This is a genomic window from Brevundimonas sp. NPDC055311 (genome assembly GCF_053645695.1).
In genome coordinates this window covers 57,428-77,921 of the sequence record NZ_JBSHMV010000005.1, presented here as the reverse complement: position 1 = coordinate 77,921, position 20,494 = coordinate 57,428, and the positions used below count along the sequence as shown (strand labels likewise).

The window sequence follows — 20,494 nt, the reverse complement described above, 5'->3', positions numbered from 1 at the left end:
ACTCCCGAAGGAGAGACTGTCATGCAACTCGCAAACATCGACCTTGGCAAGCTCAGCGTGTCCAAGCTCAACATGCGCCACGGCAAGGCCCCGCCCGATGTCTCCGACATCCTGCCGACCGTCCGCGCGCGCGGCGTCCTCGTGCCGCTTCTCGTCCGACGCTCCGGCGAAGGCGAAACCTTTGAGATCGTCGCGGGCCGCCGCCGCTACTTCGCGGCGCGCACCGTCCTTGAAGAAGGCGGCGAGGTCGAACCGCTGCCGTGCGCCATCATGGAGCCCGGCGACGACGCCGCCGCGCTCGAGGCCTCGCTGATCGAGAACATCGCCCGCCTCGACCCCGACGAGGTGAACCAGTGGGAGACCTTCGCCGGACTGATCCGCAAAGGGCGCACCCCCGAACAGATCGGCCAGACCTTCGGCCTGACCCTGCTCTACGTGCGGCGCATCCTCGCGCTCGGCAATCTCCTGCCGCGCATCCGCGCCCTCTACGCCGCCGACAAGATCGACGCGGCCACCGTGCGTCATCTGACGCTCGCCAGCCGCAGTCAGCAGAAGGACTGGCTCGCCCTCTACGACGACCCCCAGCAATATGCGCCCACCGGCCAGTCGTTGAAGGCGTGGCTGTTCGGCGGCCAGTCGATCCCGACCAAGGTCGCCCTCTTCGACCTCGACGCCTATCCGGGCCGGATCAAGGCCGACCTGTTCGGGGAAGACGGCATTTTCGAGGACGCCGACCTGTTCTGGACGATGCAGAACGAGGCGGTGGCGGCGCTGCGCGACCGCTACCTTGAGGACGGCTGGTCCGCCGTCGAGATCATGGATACGGGCGAGCATTTCTACAGCTACGACCATGAGAAGACGCCCAAGGACAAGGGCGGCAAGGTGATCATTTCGGTGAGCGGGCGCGGCGACGTGACCGTTCATGAAGGCTATCTTTCGGGCAAGGAGGTCCGGCGCGCCCGCGCCGCCGCCGCCAAGGCCGAAGCGCAGGCGCAAGGCCTGCCCCCCGGCGCGGGCAAGCCCGAGACGACCGGCGTCATGCAGGACTATATCGATCTGCACCGCCACGCCGCCGTGCGCGCGGTGCTGGCGGACCATCCCGCCGTCGCCTTCCGCCTGCTCGTCGCCCACGCCGTCGCCGGGTCGTCGCTGTGGAGCGTCCGCACGGCGGACCGCAAGGCCCGCAACGAGGCCATGGCCGACAGCGTCGAGACCACGAGCGCCGAAACCGTCTTCGACGCCAAGCGCCGCGCCGTCCTCGCCCTGCTCGGTTTCGACGCCGAGGACGAAACCGTCGCCCGCCCGCAGGCGCGCGAGATGCCGGTCGTCGAACTGTTCGCGCGGCTGGTGAAGCTGTCCGACGACGAGGTGTTCGCCGTCGCCGCCGTGGTCATGGGCGAGACGCTGGCGGTCGGCGGCCCGCTGGTCGAGGCGGTCGGGGCCTATCTCAAGGTCGATATGGCCGATTGGTGGGCCCCCGACGACGCCTTTTTCGGCCTGCTGCGCGACCGCGCCGTCGCCAACGCTCTCTTGCGCGACGTCGGCGGCAAGCGGATCGCGGACGCCAATATCGCCGAGAATGTGAAGACGCAGAAAATCATCCTGCGCGACTTCCTCGCCGGGACGGGGGGACGCGCCAAGGTGGACGGCTGGACGCCGAAATGGATGGCCTTTCCGCCCGCCCGCTACACCGACCGGATTTACGCCCCGGTCGATCGGTGGGGCGCGGTCAAGACCGCCATGCGGCGGCTGCCGCCCCCGCAGGCGCTCGAACCTGCGCCCTACGCCATCGCGGCGGAATAGCAACGGGACGGGCGGCGGCCTCCGCCGCCCGTTTCAGCGGCCCGAAAATCGCGCGCCGCCCGCGCCCCTCCGGGACGACGGGCGGCGATTCTTTTGGTCAATCTTCGGACGCAGGGTCGTCCTGAACGTTCTCCGGGGGAGACAGAGGCGGGGGCGCAGGGGGAGGCAGGTCGACGCCGCTCTCTTTGAGGATGCGCCAGGCCAGTTCGATCTCGCCCGCGACCGGCATGGGCGACCCGAACCGCTCCAGCCACGCCGCCGCGATCATTTCAAAACCCGAGGTTTCCGTCACGTCGATGCTTCCCCGCTCGCCATGACCCTAGGTCAGGATGCGCCGCGAGACTGCAAACGAATGTAGCGCGCCGCGAGGCGTTCGCTCGGGCCGGTGGCGGCTCGGAGTGCGGGTCCCACGAGGACGCCCCGAGCCGCCGGCCGCGGCACCGGAACAGCGGCGAGCGGAGCCTAGCGGGAATCGTCACGAGGTCCATGGGGAAGCGGCCCGGTGCGCCGCAGGGGGTGCGAGATGACACGCCGGGCCGCAATGCATTTCCGAGCGCGGAATTGCAGCCGCTAAGCGTTCAGGCGCGGGGTCGGGTTCCCTCGCCACGGCGGGAGGCGCCCGGCGTCGCCGGGATTCTGTTTGATCCCTCGCGTCGTTCGTCTAGCGTCCGCCCTTCCGAACGCTGGGAAGGGGAATTGTTCATGACCGACGACGCTGCGCCGACCGCCAGCCTCATCGACCTGACGGCCGATGTCGTCGCCGCCTATGTCGCCAACAACACGGTCGCCGCCGCCGAACTGCCGCGCCTGATCGCCTCGGTTCACGAGGCGCTCGCCGGGGCCGCCGCGCCGGATGAAACGGTCGCCGACGCGCCCGCGCCGGTCCGCGCCGTCACGGTCCGCAAGTCTCTTGCGAACCCCGACCGCATCCTCTCGATGATCGACGGCAAGCCCTACGCCAGCCTCAAGCGCCACCTTCGCGCCCACGATCTGACGCCGGACGACTACCGTGCCCGCTACGGCCTCGCCGCCGACTATCCGATGGTCGCGCCGGGCTATTCGGAGAAGCGTCGCGTCGCCGCCATGGCCATCGGCCTCGGCGGCAAGTCCGGCCAAACGCCGAAGCGCGCGGGCCGGCCGGCGAAGACGGTCGCGTCGCCGGCGCCCGCCAAACCCGGCCGCAAGCCGCGCGGGGCCAAGACGAGCGGCTGACCGGAACGCCGCGTCGCCCCTCGGGGGAAGCCTGTCACGGAGTGAAGGTGCGCCGGCCCGGCGATGTGCGCGCCGTGAAGCGTTGGCGGGGCGTGTCATGCGCCGTCATCCGGCGCGATGGCGGTAGCCCCGACCATGCGCGGCGAGCCGATCCATCCGACTTGGGCTTGAACCTACGTCCGCGCCGTGCCGCCCGAAACCGGGGCTCGGGCCTCTTTTCCCCGGCGGCTGCGCCGCCTCCTCGCGGCCGCTTGCTCCAAAACAGGCCCGCGCCTCCGGTCCGCCGCTTCGCTCGGGGTTCGTGCGGCCCCGCCCGTCCGAAACGGTTCGCCTGTCGTCGGGGATCGGCCCCGACGCACGATCGGAAAGGAACCGCATCATGTCGCTCGGAACCGTCGTCTTGAACCCCGAAACCAACAGCTACGCCGGCGGACTCGCCCTCCTGGGCCGCCGCCAGCCGCTTCCCATCGCCATCGTTCCCAACGAGGAGAACAAGCGCGAGAACCAGCCGGACTACCGCATCTGGTCCGGCCCCAGCGAACTCGGCGGGGCGTGGGTGAGGGAAGGGCGCGAATTGAAACGCCCCTATGTCTCGGTCCGCATCTTCCACCCGCAGATCGGCGACCAGCCCATCTACGCCACCCTCGGCAAGGCCGCCGGGCAGGATGACGAGGACGTCTTCGCCATCATCCCCAACAGCGTCGTCTGAACGTCGCAGCCCCCGCGCCTCACCGGCGCGGGGGTCTCTTTTCACGTTCGGTCTGCACCCCGGACGTTTCGGCGGGTCCGCCAGAACGGGCCTGCCGCAGGGCGTCGGTCCCGTCTCCATTCGCGCGCAGCCGGACCCGCCTTGGGCCGGTCCGGCCCGCGAAAGGAGACAGACATGATCGACAAGGATGACGACGACGCCGTGGCGCGCGCCGCGCGCGCCCGCAAGGGCAGCCCCTTTCTCTCGACCGCGCAGGCGGCCTGGTATCTCGGCCTCGACAGCCGCACCCTCGACAATATGCGCGGGCGCGGCGAGGGGCCGCGCCCCCGCCGCCACGGACGTTATGTCCGCTATCACATCGACGATCTCGACGACTGGTCGCTGACCAACCGCAGCAAGGTGCGGGGGCGGTTCGATGTCTGATCGCGCCCCGCTCCCGTTCGTCCGCTGGCTGGCGCGAAGCCGCGCCGCGGACCGCCGTGCGCGCCGTTGGCTCGGCGCGGCCGCCGCCGGGGCGACGCTCATCGGCGTCGCCGCCGCGCTCGACTTCGGCGTCCGCCCCGCGCCCCGCCTCGTCTGGAACGCGTCGGCCAGCGCGCCGATCGGCTTATGGCGCATCGATCCGCACGCCGCCTACGGCGTCGGCGACATGGTGCTGGCGGCGACGCCCGCGAGCGTCCGCCGCCTCGCCGCCGAGCGCCGCTACCTGCCGACGAACGTGCCGCTGCTCAAGCGCGTGGTCGCCGCCGACGGCGACCTCGTCTGCGCGCTCGGGCCGTGGATCTACGTCAACGCCCGCCTCGTCGCGACCCGCCGCGAGGCGGACCGGCTCGGCCGCCCGCTGCCCTGGTGGCGCGGATGTCGCCGCCTCAAGAACGGCGCGGTCCTCCTGCTGATGGACGCGCCGGGCTCCTTCGACGGCCGATATTTCGGACCCGTCCCGCGCGCCGCCGTGATCGGAAAGGCGACCCCGCTGTGGCTGCGCTGAGGCTCGCCGCGCTCGCGGTCGTGCTCGGAATGACGGGCGCGACCGCCGTCGCCGACCCTGCGCCCGCCGTCCCGGACGCGGTTGTCGTGATGTCGCCCGCCGTCGCGCGCTGGACGCCGCTGATCCGCGAAGCCTCGCGCCGGTTCGGCGTCCCCGAGGCGTGGATCGCCGCCGTGATGCGCGCCGAAAGCGGCGGCCGGACCCATCTCGACGGGCGGCCGATCACCTCGCGCGCGGGCGCGATGGGCCTGATGCAGGTGATGCCCGGCACCTACGCCGCGATGCGCCGTCGCTACGGTCTCGGGTCCGATCCGCACGATCCGCGCGACAACATCATGGCGGGGACCGCCTATCTGAAGCTGATGCACGACCGCTTCGGCTATCCCGGTCTGTTCGCCGCCTACAACGCCGGTCCTGGCCGCTACGCCGAGCATCTGGCCACGGGGCGGCCGCTTCCCGGCGAGACGCGCGCCTATATCGCCCAGCTCGCCCGCGCGCCTGCGACACGCGAGATGCCGCCCGCCGTTCTGTCCGGCGAGAGCCTGTTCTTCGCGCTCGTCCGGCCTGAGGCGTCGACCTCCGCCCCGCCGGAGGCGACGGCGTCCGACAGTCTGTTCGCGGTGCGACGGCCGCTAGGCGACCATCCGTAAGGGGAGGGTCGCGGTGGCGCGCGAATTTAACTGCGACGCCATTCGCGTCGGTCGGCGCGCCTCGTCGCTATCGGGTTGTCGACAATGGGATGCAGCCTCCGGCGCGGGGCGAGCCGCCTCAAGGACGACGGGGCCCCACCATTTTTCCCGGCGGGCAGGCGTCGGCGCGCATCCGTAGAGCGCGGAGCGCGCCGGAAAAAATCGTTTCCCCCATCGCCGCTTCGCGGCCGCTGCGCGGTCCCTGACCCGGCCCTTCCGCTCCGGTCGCTGCATCCGTCAATCGGCGAAGGGAGACGGAGATGCCGAAGTCTGAAGAATATTTCTATGCCGACGAAGAGGGGCCGGGCGATCGTTTCGAGGTGCTTTCAACCGTCATCGATGAGCCGGGGGAGGTGATGATGTGGTGCTGCACCGGCGCCTTCGAGAAGGCGCTCGCCGTCTTCGAACTACTCCTGCCGCATTGTCAGCGGCTCGGCTACGAGAACCTCGCGCTGCTGGATGGCTCGACGGCCGCAGTGGTTCGGCGCGGCGCATAAAGCAGGGCGGCGGCGCCCGTGCTGGAGCGGGGGATGTCCGCTCGGACTCCCCCATCATCCGGCGCGGGGCGGGCCGCCTCAAGGACGACGGGGCCCCACCATTTTTCCCGGCGGACAGACGACGGCCCTCCCGATCGAACGCCGGGCGCGCCGGGAAAAATCGTTTCCCCCATCGCCGCTGCGCGGCCGCTTCGCGGTCCCTGACCCGGCCCGCCCCGCGCCGGAAACGACCCCTGTCTTTCACTCGACAGGAGGCACAAATGACCCTGGAACAGCATATCGAAGAACTGCGCGCCGAGCTTCGGGGCGTCCTCGATCCGCGCGAACTGCGTCAGATCGCAGCCGAACTGGAGGCCGCCGAAGCCCAGCGGGCGATGCTCGAAACGGCGTCGCTCGAGCTTCTGGAGCAGGGGGGATGAGCCGCTACGACCGCGCCGACGACCGGCGCGGTCCCCGGTCGTGGAAATGGCCGGTCAGGCGAGCCCGCGCCCATCTCTCAGATAGATGGCGGCGTCATAGCCGCGCCCAAATGGCGCGTCGGCGGGATAGCTCAGATCGATCAGGCGCGATCGGAAGAAGTCTGCGTGCGACAGGTCGCGCAGGTCGAGGAGGGCCGCCTCCGCGTTCTTTTCCAAAAGCAGGGCCTCTATCGAATCCGACGCATGGGCGGGCACGGGGCGGGTCACGGTGAAATCGATCTGCGAGCCGTCCAGCGCCTTGTAGAACAGGGCGCTGGTTTCACCTCGTCCCAGGGTCGTGGCGATGGCGCAGACCCTGCCGGGAAAGGTTCGGGAAGAGACGCTGCCGACATAGGAAAGGGCGGCCTTCTGCGCTTCGCTCATCGCCGCGATCTGTTGAGCGGGGCCGGGGTCGCGAATGTCCAGATAGACCGTGGGGTCCTTGAGGATATGGTTGTTGTGCGCCCAGACAATGACCTTGCGGCCGGGGAATTTCTGCGTGACCAGCCATTCCAGGTTGGCGGCCATCGCCTCGTCTCTCGAGCGGCCCTCCCAAGCCACCCGGGCCCAGGCCGCCAGACTGAGCAGCTCGGCTTGGGCCTGTTCAACCGCATCGGTCGAGACGTTTTCCTGCTGAAGCGCAGCGATCATCTGATCGATCGAGGCGAAATAGCCCTCCTGCAATTCCTTTGGCGGAGGGACGGCGAACTCGGCGGTTTGCAGCGCCGCGTAGCCGTCGGCAAAGGCCTTGAACTGTTCGTCGGAGAGGTTCGCCCCGACGGTGGAACGGAGAGTCACCGTCAGGTTTTCGCGTGCCATTTCGCCTTTCTAGCGGCAGTCGAAACCGCACACATCGAGGCGGCCGCCCTTGGCGAATACGGCTTCCACATAGGTCCAAAGGCCGTCGACGGCCGGGGCGCGGCCCCAGAAGTCGTAGAGGTTGCCGTCCGCGAACGGCCGGATTTGCGCCGGCTCGCTTATCGCTTCCCAGCCGCGGGTGAGCGACCAGAAGTCGGCCTCGAATGCGAGGACGTCGAAGCCGAAGCGACGATGCAGGAGCTCAACCAGACGGCCCCGCAGCCGGATTGAACTGCCGTCGCCATGGCTTGGCTCCCCCAGCATGACGATATCGCGATCCCCGATGACCGCAGCGAGAGCCTCTACAAGCTTCGCATCCTGCCCGAGATCTTGGGCCGCATCGAAGGGCAGGGCGGCTTCCGCAAGCCGCGACGCCACTCCGCCGTCGTGAGCTGATGCAGGCCAGGCCAGTGAAGCGATGCCGGTCGCCAGGAGCCCAAAGGATGTCTCGCGTCGCGTAAAAATGTCCTGCCCTCCTAGGATGCTGCAACCCTCGTAGGGGCGAAGGCCGGATTCGGGCAAGCGGGCGGAATCGCCCAGAATTTCGGAGGCGGGGCATCGGTATTCATCTCCGCGGGGTGCATCAAGGCGTGCAGGGCAAGATAAAACAACAGCGCCATCTTCCCGGGATGGCGCTGCAAGTGTTTGTCTGCACATCGTTTTTTCTAAGATTGAGTAGCGCCATGACCGGCGCGATGGCGCCATAGGGCGCTGAAAGCTCGCAAATCCGGGCTTTGCGATGGCGCCAATAGGCAAGGGCGTTCGGGCGCGCCATGTCGGGGTTTCGGGCGCGGTCTCGCGCCCGCCGAAAGGAGCCGCCATGTCGGACGACGACGATCTTGAACCGCGCCTCGGCCGCATCCGTTCGCTCGGGAAGGCCCGGGCGCGCAGCTATGTCGGCCGCGTCGTGAAGGCGGCGAACCTGGCGCGCGGCGGCGCAGCGTCCGGACGGGGCAGACGGGGTTTCTCCGGCGCGCGGATCGGACGCGGCGCAGGCGTCGGCCGCGTCCTCGCCTCACGCGACCGCTTTTCGGCGCTGCGTCAGCGCCGGGTGATCATCAAGACGCGCATCGTGCGCCTCGACGGTCCCAAGGGACTCGCTCCGGCGCTTGCGCACCTGCGCTACGTCGAACGCGACGGAACGACGCGCGATGGAGGACCAGGCCGTCTCTATTCGGCGGACGCGGACAGCGTCGACCGCCGGGCCTTTATCGACCGTCAGGACGGCGACCGGCACCACATGCGCTTCATCGTCTCGCCCGAGGACGGCGCATCCTACGACGATCTCAAATCCCTGACGCGCCGCCTGATGGCGCAGGTCGAAACGGATCTCGGGACGAAGCTCGATTGGGTCGCGGTCGATCACTTCAACACCGCCCATCCGCATACCCATATCATCGTGCGCGGAAAGGACGATCGCGGGAAGGACCTCGTCATCGCGCGCGACTATCTCTCGCAGGGGATGCGCGAGCGCGCCGCCGAACTCGTCTCGCTCGACCTGGGTCCGCGCAGCGACATCGAGATCGCAGATCGGCTTCGTGCGGAGGTGTCGCAGGAGCGGCTGACCAGCCTCGACCGGCGGCTCCTTCGCGACCTTGACGCCGGGGGCGTCGTCGTGGCGTTCGAGCGCGATCCGTTCCAGCAGACCTTGCGGGCCGGCCGGTTGCAGACGCTCGGCCGTCTCGGCCTGGCGCGCGAGCTGGGGGCAGGGCGCTGGGCGCTTGCGCCGGACTGCGAGGAGACGTTGCGGAGTATGGGAGAACGCGGCGACATCATCCGCGCGATGCAGCGCGCCTTCACCGACCATGGCGTCGAACGTCCGGGCCTGGACGCCGTGATCGCCGATCCGTCTTCGATGCATCCGATCGTCGGACGGGTGATCGAGCGCGGCCTGTCCGACGAACTCAATGATCGTCACTACCTGATCGTCGACGCCGCCGACGGCCGCCTCCACTATGTCGACATCGGACGGGGCGAGGCGACGGAAACGCTTCCGACGGGCGCGGTCGTGCGCATCCGAGCGACGCCCACGGACGCCCGCGCCGCCGACCGCACCGTCGCCGAGATCGCGTCGGTGAACGGAGGCCGCTACAGCGTCGATCTTCATCTCCGTCACGATGCGTCTGCGACGCAGGACTTCGCCGAGGCGCATGTTCGCCGGCTCGAAGCCATGCGCAAGGCCGGCGCCGGGGTCGCGCGCGAACCCGACGGGCGCTGGTCGATCGCGCCCGATCATGTCGCGCGGGCGGCGGGGTTCGAGGCCGGGCGCGCCAGGGCCGCGCCGGTGGTCGTCGATACGCTTTCCGCCATCCCGCTCGAACGACAAGTCCGGTTCGACGGTGCGACCTGGCTCGACCGCGAACTGGTTGCGTCCGCGCCCGAGGCGACGCGCGACGCGGGGTTCGGGCAGGAGATCGCGGCGGCGAAGGCCCGCCGGATGCGCTGGCTCGTCGGCCAACAGTTGGCCGAGGAGGATCAGGGCAAGATCGCCTTTCGCCGAGACATGCTCGCCCAGCTCAGGCGGCGCGAGATGAGCCGCGTCGCCGGGACCCTCTCGGACGAACTCGGTCTGGGCTATGTCGAGAGCCGATCTGGCGATCGGATCGAGGGCGTCTATCGCCGTCCGGTCGACCTGGCCTCGGGGCGCGTCGCGCTGATCGAGAAGTCCCGCGAATTCACCCTCGTGCCCTGGCGGCCGGTTCTGGATCGCCACATCGGACGCACGGTGTCGGGGGTGATGAAGGGTGGCGGGATCAGCTGGACGGTCGGACGCACGGGGCCGTCGGTGTCATAGCTCGGACTTACGGATATGTCGGAAGCGGACCGTCGACCATATGCGCGAGGTAGCCGGCGTTTCTCATGGCGGCGTCGTAGAATAGATGTTGCCAGCTGTTCGGTGTGGGATCGGCGGATTGCTCCCGCCACGTCGCAATGTTCGCCACGACATCCAATCTTGCCGCGCGCATCTTCGCTGAGCCGCGCAGCAGCCGGCGGTGCTCGTTGCGGAAGAAGCGGATGTATCGCCGGGCGATCTTGAGTTCTCGCAGATGCGTGGTGACCAATTGCGTCTCCGCGGCCGACAATCCGGGATGCGGTGCGATGGTGAAGGTCGGGGAGGCGTAGGGCGCGTCAATGCTGAGTTGGACGATCTGGGCGAGGGAGAAGGCGTCGAAATAGGGATGGATGAAGAAGCGCGGGGTCGCCGCGTCGCCGGTCTTCTCTCCCTTGTGGCGCTGACAGGGGTCGCACATCGGCGTGAGATTGGCTGGCGCCACCGCGAAATGTGGGTATTTGCCCTTCGGGAGAAAGTGATCTAGCGTTTCTTCGCTCATCGGACTGCCACACCAAGGGCAGATGTCGAACTCATAGTCGCGCAGGTCATCAAGCATCGCGCCCTGTGGCGATCCATCTTTTGGATGGGAGTAGAGCGTCTTGAATGATGTCGCGCGACCCATGATCGCCGGCCACTCGGGCACGAGGCCTGGTGAGCCGCAGAGTGTCACATAGTCATCGACACGCTGTTTCCACTCGGTTGCAATCGAATTGAAGAAGGTCTTGTTCGGTTCGCGGACACGCTCCGCGACAATGGCGTCGATCAGATCGCGGTGCTCCGCCGCGGTCATCGGCAGGGGCAGGTTCATCACCATCCTTCGCGCTCCATGCCCTGGATCTGGATGGCGAGTTCTTCGTTGATGTCGTCGCCGAGAGCATTGATCAGCGCATCCGCCGATCCGAGTTCTTCCAGCTGATCCTTGATCCAGCGTTCGAAGGGCTTGGATGCGTCATGGTCGCCAAAGACATAGGAACTGATGCGCTGCATGTCCCCGCCGAACGTCTGGAACGGAGGAGTCCGAATTGAGAGGCCGTCCTTGGTTCGCACCAGGACATGGACGCAGTCGGTTGGGACTTCGCGGACGGTGACGAGCGAATGGGTGGCGAGCAGCGCCTTTGAGTTGAAGCGATCGAGGATCGCCTTCAGCATGTCGATGAACTGAATTTCCAGGGTCGGGTGGAGGAACAGCTCGGGTTCATCAATCAGGATCAGGCTGTCGCGCCGGATCGCGCCGAGAATGTTGATCACGATGAACGAAAACAGCTTCTGTCCCGAGCTGAGCTGAACGATATTACCATCGCGGAAGAAGGTCACGCCGTCGGCGGCATTAAGGGCCTTGCGAACCTTGTCGACGTTCAGTTCGTCGATGCGGTCGGAACTGATCGGGATATAGCGTACGTCATCCACGTCGAACGAAAGATCGTCAATGAAGGTGGAGTCGGAGTAGAAGCCTTTGGCCGAGCCGGAGACTTCACCGACATTGACCGTGGCATAGTCGAAAGTGAAGGCGGTGCGCAGCACGCGCTCGGCTGTCGCCAGCTTGTTCGCCCAGCTGCGCAGCCCCTTGTAACGGATGTCGTCTTCCAGGCAGTCAAGCAGGGATGCCGCGGCGTTTTTCTTCGGCGCCTGATGGCTCAGCGAGATGCCCGCTAGGCGGCCGGGCGTCCGGCTGATGGATCGGCCGCGAAATCCGAAATATCGGTATACGTCCTTGTCTTGCAGTTCCTGGGTTTCGAGATCGACGGGGAAGCGTTCGAACGGGCTATAGGAAACAACCACCATCTGACTGAGGTTGGGCTTCTCGACGAAGCCTATTTTTCCGGCCCGCTTTTCCGGCGTGGTGCCGAGCCAGTCTTCAACCATTTGATGGAGAATCTGGGACTTCCCGACACCATTGGGTCCGATAAGGACGTTGACGCCGTGCGGGAGAATTCCTGTCTGCTTGAATTTCAGGTGGAGGGTGGAGGTGTCGCCGAACACATCTTCGAACTGAAATCCGAGGTCGAGAACGGACATCGTCTCGGCGGAGAACAGCTTCCAGCCGTCGATATAGGATTTAGTTTCGCTCCGCTCGCGCAAAAGCGATTTCCGAAACGGCTCGCTGTCGGTCAGAGCGAGAGCGGCAGGATCTTGTTGAAGATGCACGAGGTAACTGGCGTCGCGCAGCTTGATGGCGGCGTCTCGCGCGGCCTCCAGCGTCAGGCGATCCCGTATATGTTCATAGAAAGTGATTTCTGCCGGAAGCGAGACATAGTTGGCGTTGGGGATCGGGAAGGCGCCGTCCCATCCTTCTTTCAGAAGCCGATCTAGGTAGGTTTCGCTTGTCGGCTCGCCCTCGATCATCAGCTTCAGATGTCCGAGGCCGATTAATTCGTCTCCGATCCGGCAAGCCGTCGCGAAGGTTGTCTTGTTCCCGAAGTCGTCCCAGTTGTTCGCTAGAAGTTCGAGGGCGTCGCCTTCGGGCGTGGGCGTAAGCGTGTGGCGTCGGCTTTGCCGGCCCAGATAGACGATCTTCATGGATTCGATTCCCCCCTATCGAACGCGCTGCATCCGATATTTGCCCTAATCAACTGTAAAGCTTGTCTCTACCGGTTCGGAAATTTCTCGGACGACGGGCGGCGACCTTTCGCACGAACTCTTATGACGGCCGGTGCAGTTGGGTGCGGATAAGCGCGATTGCGTCGATTACGGGCGCCTTGATGGTGTGAGCGAGCTTCGCTGGCTTCCGCGCGGGGCGTGGAGAGCGCTCATGACCCCCACCAAGCTTCTTGCCGGACAGATTTTCGTTTGTTTCGCGATCGTGATCCTCGGGGTGTGGGGGGCGACGCAATGGGCCGCTGCGATGCTTGGGCATCAGCCGCAACTTGGCCTCCCTCTGTTCGTCGCATTCGACACGCCAATTTACCGACCCTGGGCGCTATTCGGCTGGTGGTTCCACTACGAGGCCTATGCGCCTGACGTCTTCAACAAAGCGGGGGCGCTGGCCGGCACCTCCGGCTTCATGGCCTGCGCCGCCGCCGTCGTTGGATCGCTTTGGCGCGCGCGCCAGAACCGGAAGGTCACGACTTACGGGTCCTCGCGCTGGGCGACTCCCCGCGAAATCGGCCGGGCCGGGCTGCTCGGCGACACCGGCGTCTTCCTCGGGGCGAAGGACGGCGATTATCTTCGCCACGACGGCCCTGAGCATGTCATGGCCTTTGCTCCGACCCGTTCGGGCAAGGGCGTTGGACTCGTCGTTCCCACCTTGCTGTCGTGGGCCGGATCGGCCGTCATCCACGATATCAAGGGCGAGAACTGGACGCTGACCGCGGGATGGCGCGCGTGCTTTTCGCATTGTTTGTTGTTCAACCCCACCGACCCGCGCTCCGCGCGCTACAATCCTCTCCTGGAGGTGCGCAAAGGCCCGGACGAGGTGCGCGATGTGCAGAACATCGCCGATATCCTCGTCGACCCGGACGGTGCGCTTGAGCGGCGCAGCCACTGGGAGAAAACCAGCCACTCCCTTCTGGTCGGCGCGATCCTCCACGTCCTCTATGCGGAGGAGGAGAAGACACTCGCGCGTGTGGCCAGCTTCCTGTCCGATCCTCAGCGCAGCTTCGCCCATACCCTGCGCCGGATGATGGAGACCAACCATCTCGGCGTCCCTGAAAATCCGATCGTTCATCCGGTCGTTGCGTCAGCGGCGCGGGAGGTGCTGAACAAGTCGGAGAACGAGCGGTCCGGCGTTCTGTCCACGGCGATGTCGTTCCTCGGCCTCTACCGAGATCCGGTTGTGGCGGAGACGACCTCGGCCTGCGATTGGCGCATCGCCGACCTCGTGGATGCTGCGGCGCCGGTCTCGCTCTACCTCGTCATTCCGCCGTCCGACATCAGCCGCACCAAGCCCCTTGTCCGCCTGATCCTCAACCAGATCGGACGGCGCCTGACCGAACGGCTGGAGGGCGATCCGAAGAAGAGCCGGCGGCACGACCTGCTGATGATGCTCGATGAGTTTCCCGCCCTCGGCCGGCTGGACTTCTTCGAGACGGCGCTCGCCTTCATGGCCGGCTACGGCATTCGCGCCTATCTGATTGCGCAGAGCCTCAACCAGATTTCGAAGGCCTATGGCGAAAATAACGCCATCCTCGACAACTGCCACGTACGCATCGCCTTCAGTTCGAACGACGAGAGGACCGCCAAGCGGATATCCGACGCGCTCGGCACCGCCACGGAGCTGCGCGCCCAGCGCAATTACGCCGGCCACCGCCTCGCACCCTGGCTCAGCCATGTCATGGTCAGCCGGCAGGAGACGGCGCGCCCGCTGTTGACGCCCGGCGAGATCATGCAGCTTCCGCCTTCCGACGAGTTGGTGATGGTGTCCGGCCTCGCGCCGATCCGGGCGAAGAAGCTGCGCTACTATGAGGACCGGAACTTCAAGTCACGGGTTCTGCGCCCTCCCGCACTCGCGGACGATGGCTATGCCGACCGCCCCGCTGCGCGTTCCGACGATTGGGGCGGTCAGGTGCGCGAACCGCATGTCGCGCTCGCCGCGCCGGATGAGGACGGCCTGATCGCGGCGATCGCAGAGGAGGGCGGTCTTCAACAGCAAAGACATCCGGGGCTTGCCGAGGAAGGCGCCGACGCGATGCGCGAGCCCGAAGTTCACGACGCGGCTGCGCCCGGCGAGGACGATGGCGATCCGGCGCTGGATCGGCGCGCGATGACGGCGCTGAGCAATGTCGCGCGCGCTCACGCGATGAATGAGGCGAGAGGCAAGGGAGACGATCTGCTGCCCGATTTCTAGGTCGTGCATTCCTGGCGTACTCCGATCCCAAGGGGACGACGAGATGCACCACGCTTGGCGATGCGCCTCGCCGATACCGACATTACCGTTTCGTTCGCATCTAGGAACGACGGTAACAAGATCTACGTCGTCCCGTCCTGTTGTCTCGTGACAGCGGTCACGTCCTCCGCCCATGACCGAGGCTATGGCCAGAGGCGATCGAAGGCGATCCTGAAATCCGTCCCTAAAGCTGAAGTCGCAGCAGGCGGCTGCCAGGGTTGAGTAATGCGGATGATGATAAGCGCCGTCATCGACTGCGTCCGTGCATTTGCGTGAGAATAACAGGGGTAACGGCCTAAGCCGCCTCGCCTGATCTTCGTGTCGACCCGTCGCGCGTCGCGACGGCCGACGGACGAGGCTCATGAACAATCGTGCCAAAGGCGCCCAAGTCAGCCGGTTTCCTGCCCCGGTGGAACGGGCATGAAGCCGCGCCACCACGTTTATCTCGACGACGAACTCACCGCCGAGCTCGATCGGCTCGCGCGTGGACCGGGGACGTCGAAATCGGCGATCGTTGCGGGCGCGCTGCGCGAGCATCTCCGTCGCCGTGGAATGCGCGAGGTCGACGACCTGCTGAAGCTGCGTCTCGACCGCATCTCGGCGGATCAGCGGCGTCTCGCCCGCGACATGAACGTGCTGCTGGAAAGCGTCTCGCTCTTCCTCAGCTTCCAGTTCAGCCTCACCGCGCAGATTCCCGAGCCTGATGCGGCCGCCCGCGCGGTCGGGCGCGAACGCTTCCAGAAATTCATCGATCAGGTCGGGCGACGCATCGCCGGGACTGAGGCGAGCGACATGCCGACCGTCCAGGAGGACGCGGCGTGACCGGCGCCAACCCCGTCACCTTCGGCCGACGCCGCGCTATGCTGCGTACGGCGATGGGGCCCGCGATCGCCGAAGCACTGGCCGATCCTGTGGTCATCGAGATCATGGTCAATCCGGACGGCGCGTTGCGGCTGGATCGGCTCGGCGAAGGCCGCATCGACACCGGCGTGAGGATGACGCCGCATGACGTTGAACGGATTGTCCGTCTCGTCGCCGATCACGTCCGTGCGGAAGTCCATCCTAACGCGCCCATCGTCTCGGCTGAACTTCCGACGTCGCCCGGCGGGAGCGGCGGCGAACGGTTCGAAGGCCTTCTCCCTCCGATCGCCACTGCGCCCTGTTTCGCGATCCGTAAGCCCGCCGTGAAGGTCCATCGCCTTATCGACTATATCGCGGACGGGATGCTCGCGCCGGTTCAGGCCGACGTCCTTCGGCGTGCGGTCGTGGATCGCAAGAACATCCTGATCGCCGGCGGCACCTCGTCCGGGAAGACGACTTTCGCAAATGCGCTGCTCGCCGAGATGGCCGGGCTCGACGAACGGATCATCCTCATCGAGGACACCCGCGAGCTGCAATGCGCGGCGGCGGACACCGTCCCGCTGCGTACGCGGCCCGGCGTCGCCGGCATGGCCGAACTCGTGCGCTCGACCCTTCGCCTTCGGCCCGATCGGATCGTGGTCGGGGAGGTGCGGGGGGCCGAAGCGCTCGACATGCTCAAGGCCTGGAACACCGGCCATCCGGGCGGGATCGCCACTCTCCACGCCAACTCGGCGCACGCCGCGCTCTACCGGCTCGAACAACTCGTCGCCGAAGGCGTCGTCACCGTGCCGCGCCGCCTGATCGCCGAGGCCATCGATCTCGTCGTCTTCATCCGCGGTCGGGGCGTCGGGCGGCGGATCGAGACCGTCGCCGAGGTGACGGGCCTCGACAGCGACGGCGCCTACGCCGTGACCGACCTCAATCCCCCTCAACTCAAGGCCCTTCTCAGAGGAGAACTCCCATGACGCGTTCCTCGAATGCCCGCCTGGTCGCCCCGAAGACGCCCGGCGCCACCCTGTCCCTCGCCGCGGTCAGCGTCCTTCTCATTCCGGCGGTCGCGCTGGCGGCAGGCTCCGGCATGCCCTGGGAAGAACCGCTCCAGAAGGTGCTGGAGTCGGTTCAGGGGCCGGTCGCCAAGATCGTCGCGGTCCTCATCATCATCACGACCGGGCTCGCCCTGGCGTTCGGAGAAACCTCGGGCGGCTTTCGCAAGCTGATCCAGATCGTGTTCGGCCTGTCGATCGCCTTCGCCGCCTCGAGCTTCTTCCTGTCCTTCTTCTCCTTCGGCGGCGGAGCGCTCATCGCATGAGTGTCGAAGGCTTCGAGGTTCCGCTGCATCGCGCGCTGACCGAGCCGATCCTGCTCGGCGGCGCGCCGCGCGGCGTGGCGATCCTCAACGGGACGCTCGCCGCCGCGATAGGGCTCGGTCTCCAGCAGTGGATCGCCGGCCTCATCATCTGGCTCGTCGGACACAGCCTCGCGGTCTTCGCCGCCAAGCGGGACCCGGACTTCGCCGCCGTCGGCGTCCGCCACCTCCGGCAGAAGGGGTGGTGGTCATGCTGAACCTGGGAGAATACCGCCGCACCGCCGACCTTCTCGCCGATCATCTGCCCTGGGCGGCCCTGGTCGCGCCCGGCGTGGTCCTCAACAAGGATGGGGCGTTCCAGCGCACCTTGCACTTTCGAGGTCCCGATCTCGAATCCGCGACGGAGGCCGAACTGGTTTCGGTCTGCGCGCGGGCGAACAACGCCTTGCGCCGTCTCGGCTCGGGCTGGGCGCTGTTCTTCGATGCGGTCCGCGTCGAAGCGCTCGGCTACCCCGACAGCGCCTTTCCCGATGCGGCGTCCTGGCTGGTGGATGAAGAGCGGCGGGCGCATTTCGATGGACGGCGCGGGCAGCATTTCGAGAGCCGCTTTCATCTCACGCTCTGCTACTTGCCGCCCGCCGATCAGGTCAATCGCGCGGAGCGCGCGCTTCTGGAGCGGGACACCCCGGACATCGGCCGCGATTGGCTTCAAGAGCTGCGGGCGTTCGTCGCCGAGTCCGATCGCGTCCTCGATCTCCTCTCCGGTTTCATGCCGATGGTGCGTGGCCTTGATGACGCAGAAACGCTGTCATTTCTCCACGCGACGATCTCGACGCGGCGGCATCCGATCGCCGCACCGTCGACACCGATGCATCTGGACGGTCTTCTCGTCGACACCCCTCTGTCGGGCGGCATCAAGCCGATGCTGGGCGACGAGCATCTGCGGACCGTCACGATCCTGGGCTTTCCCAACGCGACCCGTCCCGGCCTGCTCGACGCGCTCAATCATCAGGACTTCGCCTATCGTTGGGCGACCCGCTTCATCTGTCTCGACAAGACCGAGGCGAACAAGGCGCTGACCAAGATCCGGCGCCAATGGTTCAACAAGCGCAAGTCGATCGCGCAGTTGATGCGCGAGGTGATGACCAACGAGCCGGTCCCGCTCACCGACACCGACGCCGACAATAAGGTGGTCGATGCGGACCTCGCCTTGCAGGCGCTTGGCGGCGACCATGTCGCCTTCGGCTATCTGACCACGACCGTCACCGTGTCCGACGTCGATCGCGGCGCGGCCGAAAATAAGGTCCGCATCGTCGAGCGGATCGTCAACGGGCTCGGCTTCACCTGCATCCGCGAGTCCGTCAATGCGGTCGAAGCCTGGCTCGGAAGCCTCCCCGGCCATGTCTATGCCAACGTCCGTCAGCCGCTCGTCCACACGTTGAACCTCGCCCACCTCATGCCGTTGTCCGCGGTCTGGGCCGGGCCCGTTCGAAACGTCCACCTCGACGGTCCGCCGCTTCTCTATGCGGAGACCCGCGGAGCGACGCCGTTCAGGCTGTCGACCCATATCGGCGACGTCGGCCACATGCTCATCGTCGGGCCGACCGGCGCGGGCAAGTCGGTGCTGTTGGCGCTGCTCGCCCTACAGTTTCGCCGCTACGCCGGATCGCAGGTCTACATCTTCGATAAGGGGCTGTCGGCGCGGGCGGCGACGCTGGCGATGGGCGGCGACCATATCGCGCTCGGGGAGGGGGACGCGCTGGCCTTCCAGCCGCTCTGGAACATCGACGACGACGCTGAACGCTCGTGGGCCGCCGACTGGATCGCCGAACTTCTCAGCCATGAGAAACTGATCGTGACGCCCGAGCTGAAGGAAATGCTCTGGTCAGCGTTGACGAGCCTTTCCAGCGCGCCGCCGGAAGAGCGGACGCTGACAGGGTTGTCCGTCCTGCTGCAATCGCAGGCGCTGAAATCTGCGCTCGCGCCGTGGACGTTGGAAGGGCCGTTCGGACGACTGCTCGACGCCGCCGAAAACCGGCTGACCCTCGCCGACGTCCTGTGTTTCGAGACCGAAACCCTGATGGACACGCCCAGCCTTGTCCTGCCGGTGCTGAGCTATCTCTTCCACCGCCTGGAAGCCCGGTTCGACGGTCGTCCGACCCTGCTCATCCTCGACGAAGCCTGGGTCTATCTCGATAATCCGACCTTCGCCCAACGCATCCGCGAATGGCTGAAGACGCTCCGAAAGAAGAACGTCAGCGTCGTCTTCGCCACGCAGTCTCTGGCTGACATCGCCGACAGCAGCATTGCGCCGGCCATCATCGAAAGCTGCCCGCAACGCATTTTCCTGGCGAACGACCGGGCCGTCGAGCCGCAGTCCCGCGCCGCCTATGAACGCTTCGGCCTGAACGAGCGTCAGGTCGAACTCATCGCCCGGGCGACGCCCAAGCGGCACTATTATCTCCAGTCGCGCGGCGGAAACCGGCTGTTCGAACTCGCGCTCGGCCCGGTCGCGCTCGCGCTTTGCGGCGCGTCCGACCCCGCGACCCAGGCCTTGATCGACGCTCTAGTAAGCGACGCGGCCCTGAAAGACGCGGGACCCGAGGCATTCGGCGCGGCCTTCCTGCGCGAGCGCGGCCTTCCGTGGGCCGCCGACCTCCTCAGCGATTATCCCGGCGCGGCGTCTGCCGAGCCATTCAACCAGCAGAAGGAGCCGACCTCATGAATTCCCGCACCCTCATCGCCGCCGTTCTGGCCTCGACCGTCGCCGCCGGCGGCGCGCTCGCGCCGGTTTCGCCGGCCCACGCCCAGCTCAAGGTCTTCGACGTCACCAACTACAGCCAGAACGTTCTGACGGCCGCGCGCACCCTCCAGCAGATCAACAACCAGATCACCGCGCTTCAGAACCAGGCGACCATGTTGCAGAACCAGGCGCGCCAGCTCCAGCGTCTGGACTTCTCTTCGCTGGACCAGCTCACGCGTTCCATCGAGCGCATCGACGGCCTGATGGCTCGCGCCGAAGGCATCGCCTTCGACGTCGCCGCCACCGACGCGGCGCTGCGCGAACAGTTTCCGCAGACATTCGATCGAAGCCTCAGCACCGACCAGATCGTCCAGCAGGCGCGCGCCCGGCTCCAGTCGTCCTTGCAGGGCTATCGTCAGACGATGCGCGTTCAGGCCCAGGTCGTCGAGAACGTCCGGGCCGACGGCGCCTTGCTCACCGATCTCGTCGCGCAAAGCCAGGCCGCGACCGGCGGCTTGCAGGCGCAGCAGGCCGGCAATCAACTGGCGGCGCTCGTCGCCCGTCAGCAGCTTCAGCTTCAGTCGATGATGGCGGCGCAGTATCGCGCCGACGCCATCGAACAAGCGCGCCAGCGACAGGTCATGGAAGCGGCCCACGAGCGGACCCGGCGGTTCATCGGAACCCGCCCCGCCTATACGCCGCAATAGGCCGCGCA

21 protein-coding genes are annotated in these 20,494 nt (G+C 66.8%); 16 read left to right on the top strand and 5 right to left on the bottom strand.

Annotation, left to right across the window (positions count from 1 at the left end; translation table 11 throughout):
* Positions 1–21 precede the first annotated feature (21 nt).
* Complete coding sequence (locus tag ACWIDZ_RS14910) at positions 22–1,803, top strand: ParB/RepB/Spo0J family partition protein (protein ID WP_453989921.1); 1,782 nt, start codon at positions 22–24, stop codon at positions 1,801–1,803.
* A gap of 97 nt (positions 1,804–1,900) precedes the next feature.
* Here the strand turns inward: ACWIDZ_RS14910 and ACWIDZ_RS14905 are convergent, their stop codons facing one another.
* Positions 1,901–2,095, bottom strand: coding sequence for a hypothetical protein (locus ACWIDZ_RS14905; protein WP_453989923.1), 195 nt, complete (start codon positions 2,093–2,095; stop codon positions 1,901–1,903).
* 410 nt (positions 2,096–2,505) lie between these two features.
* Between ACWIDZ_RS14905 and ACWIDZ_RS14900 the strand changes: the two genes are divergently transcribed.
* The 7 genes from ACWIDZ_RS14900 to ACWIDZ_RS14870 all read left to right on the top strand — a co-directional run bounded on the left by ACWIDZ_RS14900 (position 2,506) and on the right by ACWIDZ_RS14870 (position 6,317).
* Entirely contained in the window at positions 2,506–3,015 is a 510-nt protein-coding gene (locus ACWIDZ_RS14900; RefSeq protein WP_346522502.1) for a MucR family transcriptional regulator, read from the top strand.
* Between the two features lie 379 nt (positions 3,016–3,394).
* A complete protein-coding gene (locus tag ACWIDZ_RS14895; protein WP_453989925.1) occupies positions 3,395–3,724 on the top strand; it encodes a DUF736 domain-containing protein in 330 nt (109 codons plus the stop codon).
* 174 nt (positions 3,725–3,898) lie between these two features.
* Positions 3,899–4,147 (top strand): helix-turn-helix transcriptional regulator, encoded by a 249-nt coding sequence (locus ACWIDZ_RS14890; protein WP_253107899.1) that lies wholly within the window; start codon positions 3,899–3,901, stop codon positions 4,145–4,147.
* Complete coding sequence (locus ACWIDZ_RS14885) at positions 4,140–4,712, top strand: S26 family signal peptidase (RefSeq protein ID WP_253107898.1); 573 nt, start codon at positions 4,140–4,142, stop codon at positions 4,710–4,712. The genes ACWIDZ_RS14890 and ACWIDZ_RS14885 overlap by 8 nt, the downstream gene beginning before the upstream one ends.
* 29 nt (positions 4,713–4,741) lie before the next feature.
* Positions 4,742–5,362, top strand: a complete 621-nt coding sequence (locus tag ACWIDZ_RS14880; RefSeq protein ID WP_453989928.1) for a lytic transglycosylase domain-containing protein — start codon at positions 4,742–4,744, stop codon at positions 5,360–5,362.
* A 299-nt stretch (positions 5,363–5,661) separates the two neighbouring features.
* Positions 5,662–5,898: a hypothetical protein gene (locus ACWIDZ_RS14875; protein ID WP_253107896.1), complete on the top strand. Its 237-nt coding sequence runs from the start codon at positions 5,662–5,664 to the stop codon at positions 5,896–5,898.
* A 260-nt stretch (positions 5,899–6,158) separates the two neighbouring features.
* A complete protein-coding gene (locus ACWIDZ_RS14870) occupies positions 6,159–6,317 on the top strand; it encodes a hypothetical protein (protein ID WP_312220863.1) in 159 nt (52 codons plus the stop codon).
* A gap of 54 nt (positions 6,318–6,371) precedes the next feature.
* Here ACWIDZ_RS14870 and ACWIDZ_RS14865 read toward each other — a convergent pair whose 3' ends face one another.
* The gene (locus tag ACWIDZ_RS14865) at positions 6,372–7,175 is read right to left on the bottom strand and encodes an erythromycin esterase family protein (protein WP_453989931.1); all 804 of its coding nucleotides are present in this window, start codon (positions 7,173–7,175) and stop codon (positions 6,372–6,374) included.
* A 9-nt stretch (positions 7,176–7,184) separates the two neighbouring features.
* Positions 7,185–7,592, bottom strand: a complete 408-nt coding sequence (locus ACWIDZ_RS14860; protein WP_453989932.1) for a hypothetical protein — start codon at positions 7,590–7,592, stop codon at positions 7,185–7,187.
* Between the two features lie 442 nt (positions 7,593–8,034).
* On the opposite strand from ACWIDZ_RS14860, the gene rlxS reads away from it, so the two are divergent.
* Positions 8,035–10,008, top strand: coding sequence for a relaxase/mobilization nuclease RlxS (rlxS, locus tag ACWIDZ_RS14855; protein WP_453989933.1), 1,974 nt, complete (start codon positions 8,035–8,037; stop codon positions 10,006–10,008).
* A 7-nt stretch (positions 10,009–10,015) separates the two neighbouring features.
* Here the strand turns inward: rlxS and ACWIDZ_RS14850 are convergent, their stop codons facing one another.
* Together ACWIDZ_RS14850 and ACWIDZ_RS14845 are read right to left on the bottom strand one after the other, a co-directional pair.
* The gene (locus ACWIDZ_RS14850) at positions 10,016–10,861 is read right to left on the bottom strand and encodes a hypothetical protein (RefSeq protein ID WP_453989935.1); all 846 of its coding nucleotides are present in this window, start codon (positions 10,859–10,861) and stop codon (positions 10,016–10,018) included.
* Positions 10,855–12,564 carry an ATP-binding protein gene (locus ACWIDZ_RS14845; RefSeq protein WP_453989936.1) on the bottom strand — a complete coding sequence of 570 codons (1,710 nt, stop codon included), beginning with the start codon at positions 12,562–12,564 and terminating at the stop codon, positions 10,855–10,857. The genes ACWIDZ_RS14850 and ACWIDZ_RS14845 overlap by 7 nt, the downstream gene beginning before the upstream one ends.
* Before the next feature lie 232 nt (positions 12,565–12,796).
* On the opposite strand from ACWIDZ_RS14845, the gene ACWIDZ_RS14840 reads away from it, so the two are divergent.
* From ACWIDZ_RS14840 to trbJ, 7 genes are all read left to right on the top strand, one after another.
* On the top strand, positions 12,797–14,830 hold the full coding sequence (locus tag ACWIDZ_RS14840; RefSeq protein ID WP_453989938.1) for a conjugal transfer protein TraG: 2,034 nt from the start codon (positions 12,797–12,799) through the stop codon (positions 14,828–14,830).
* 459 nt (positions 14,831–15,289) lie between these two features.
* A complete protein-coding gene (locus ACWIDZ_RS14835; RefSeq protein WP_453989940.1) occupies positions 15,290–15,691 on the top strand; it encodes a ribbon-helix-helix domain-containing protein in 402 nt (133 codons plus the stop codon).
* 38 nt (positions 15,692–15,729) lie between these two features.
* Complete coding sequence (gene trbB, locus ACWIDZ_RS14830) at positions 15,730–16,695, top strand: P-type conjugative transfer ATPase TrbB (RefSeq protein WP_346508748.1); 966 nt, start codon at positions 15,730–15,732, stop codon at positions 16,693–16,695.
* Positions 16,692–17,039 (top strand): TrbC/VirB2 family protein, encoded by a 348-nt coding sequence (locus ACWIDZ_RS14825; protein WP_346508375.1) that lies wholly within the window; start codon positions 16,692–16,694, stop codon positions 17,037–17,039. Before trbB ends, ACWIDZ_RS14825 begins: the two co-directional genes overlap by 4 nt.
* Positions 17,036–17,293, top strand: coding sequence for a VirB3 family type IV secretion system protein (locus ACWIDZ_RS14820; protein ID WP_253107885.1), 258 nt, complete (start codon positions 17,036–17,038; stop codon positions 17,291–17,293). The genes ACWIDZ_RS14825 and ACWIDZ_RS14820 overlap by 4 nt, the downstream gene beginning before the upstream one ends.
* The gene (trbE, locus tag ACWIDZ_RS14815) at positions 17,287–19,761 is read left to right on the top strand and encodes a conjugal transfer protein TrbE (RefSeq protein WP_453989942.1); all 2,475 of its coding nucleotides are present in this window, start codon (positions 17,287–17,289) and stop codon (positions 19,759–19,761) included. The genes ACWIDZ_RS14820 and trbE overlap by 7 nt, the downstream gene beginning before the upstream one ends.
* Positions 19,758–20,486 carry a P-type conjugative transfer protein TrbJ gene (trbJ, locus tag ACWIDZ_RS14810; RefSeq protein ID WP_453989944.1) on the top strand — a complete coding sequence of 243 codons (729 nt, stop codon included), beginning with the start codon at positions 19,758–19,760 and terminating at the stop codon, positions 20,484–20,486. The genes trbE and trbJ overlap by 4 nt, the downstream gene beginning before the upstream one ends.
* Positions 20,487–20,494 lie beyond the last annotated feature (8 nt).

Bases quoted from the DNA above. Each gene is read 5' to 3' on its own strand.
- ACWIDZ_RS14910 (WP_453989921.1), top strand. From the start codon at position 22: ATGCAACTCGCAAACATCGACCTTGGCAAGCTCAGCGTGTCCAAGCTC.
- rlxS (WP_453989933.1), top strand. From the start codon at position 8,035: ATGTCGGACGACGACGATCTTGAACCGCGCCTCGGCCGCATCCGTTCG.
- ACWIDZ_RS14890 (WP_253107899.1), top strand. From the start codon at position 3,899: ATGATCGACAAGGATGACGACGACGCCGTGGCGCGCGCCGCGCGCGCC.
- ACWIDZ_RS14845 (WP_453989936.1), bottom strand. From the start codon at position 12,564: ATGAAGATCGTCTATCTGGGCCGGCAAAGCCGACGCCACACGCTTACG.
- trbJ (WP_453989944.1), top strand. From the start codon at position 19,758: ATGAATTCCCGCACCCTCATCGCCGCCGTTCTGGCCTCGACCGTCGCC.
- trbB (WP_346508748.1), top strand. From the start codon at position 15,730: ATGCTGCGTACGGCGATGGGGCCCGCGATCGCCGAAGCACTGGCCGAT.
- ACWIDZ_RS14885 (WP_253107898.1), top strand. From the start codon at position 4,140: ATGTCTGATCGCGCCCCGCTCCCGTTCGTCCGCTGGCTGGCGCGAAGC.
- ACWIDZ_RS14865 (WP_453989931.1), bottom strand. From the start codon at position 7,175: ATGGCACGCGAAAACCTGACGGTGACTCTCCGTTCCACCGTCGGGGCG.
- ACWIDZ_RS14850 (WP_453989935.1), bottom strand. From the start codon at position 10,861: ATGGTGATGAACCTGCCCCTGCCGATGACCGCGGCGGAGCACCGCGAT.
- ACWIDZ_RS14840 (WP_453989938.1), top strand. From the start codon at position 12,797: ATGACCCCCACCAAGCTTCTTGCCGGACAGATTTTCGTTTGTTTCGCG.
- ACWIDZ_RS14895 (WP_453989925.1), top strand. From the start codon at position 3,395: ATGTCGCTCGGAACCGTCGTCTTGAACCCCGAAACCAACAGCTACGCC.
- ACWIDZ_RS14880 (WP_453989928.1), top strand. From the start codon at position 4,742: ATGACGGGCGCGACCGCCGTCGCCGACCCTGCGCCCGCCGTCCCGGAC.
- ACWIDZ_RS14870 (WP_312220863.1), top strand. From the start codon at position 6,159: ATGACCCTGGAACAGCATATCGAAGAACTGCGCGCCGAGCTTCGGGGC.
- trbE (WP_453989942.1), top strand. From the start codon at position 17,287: ATGCTGAACCTGGGAGAATACCGCCGCACCGCCGACCTTCTCGCCGAT.
- ACWIDZ_RS14835 (WP_453989940.1), top strand. From the start codon at position 15,290: ATGAAGCCGCGCCACCACGTTTATCTCGACGACGAACTCACCGCCGAG.
- ACWIDZ_RS14900 (WP_346522502.1), top strand. From the start codon at position 2,506: ATGACCGACGACGCTGCGCCGACCGCCAGCCTCATCGACCTGACGGCC.
- ACWIDZ_RS14825 (WP_346508375.1), top strand. From the start codon at position 16,692: ATGACGCGTTCCTCGAATGCCCGCCTGGTCGCCCCGAAGACGCCCGGC.
- ACWIDZ_RS14820 (WP_253107885.1), top strand. From the start codon at position 17,036: ATGAGTGTCGAAGGCTTCGAGGTTCCGCTGCATCGCGCGCTGACCGAG.
- ACWIDZ_RS14875 (WP_253107896.1), top strand. From the start codon at position 5,662: ATGCCGAAGTCTGAAGAATATTTCTATGCCGACGAAGAGGGGCCGGGC.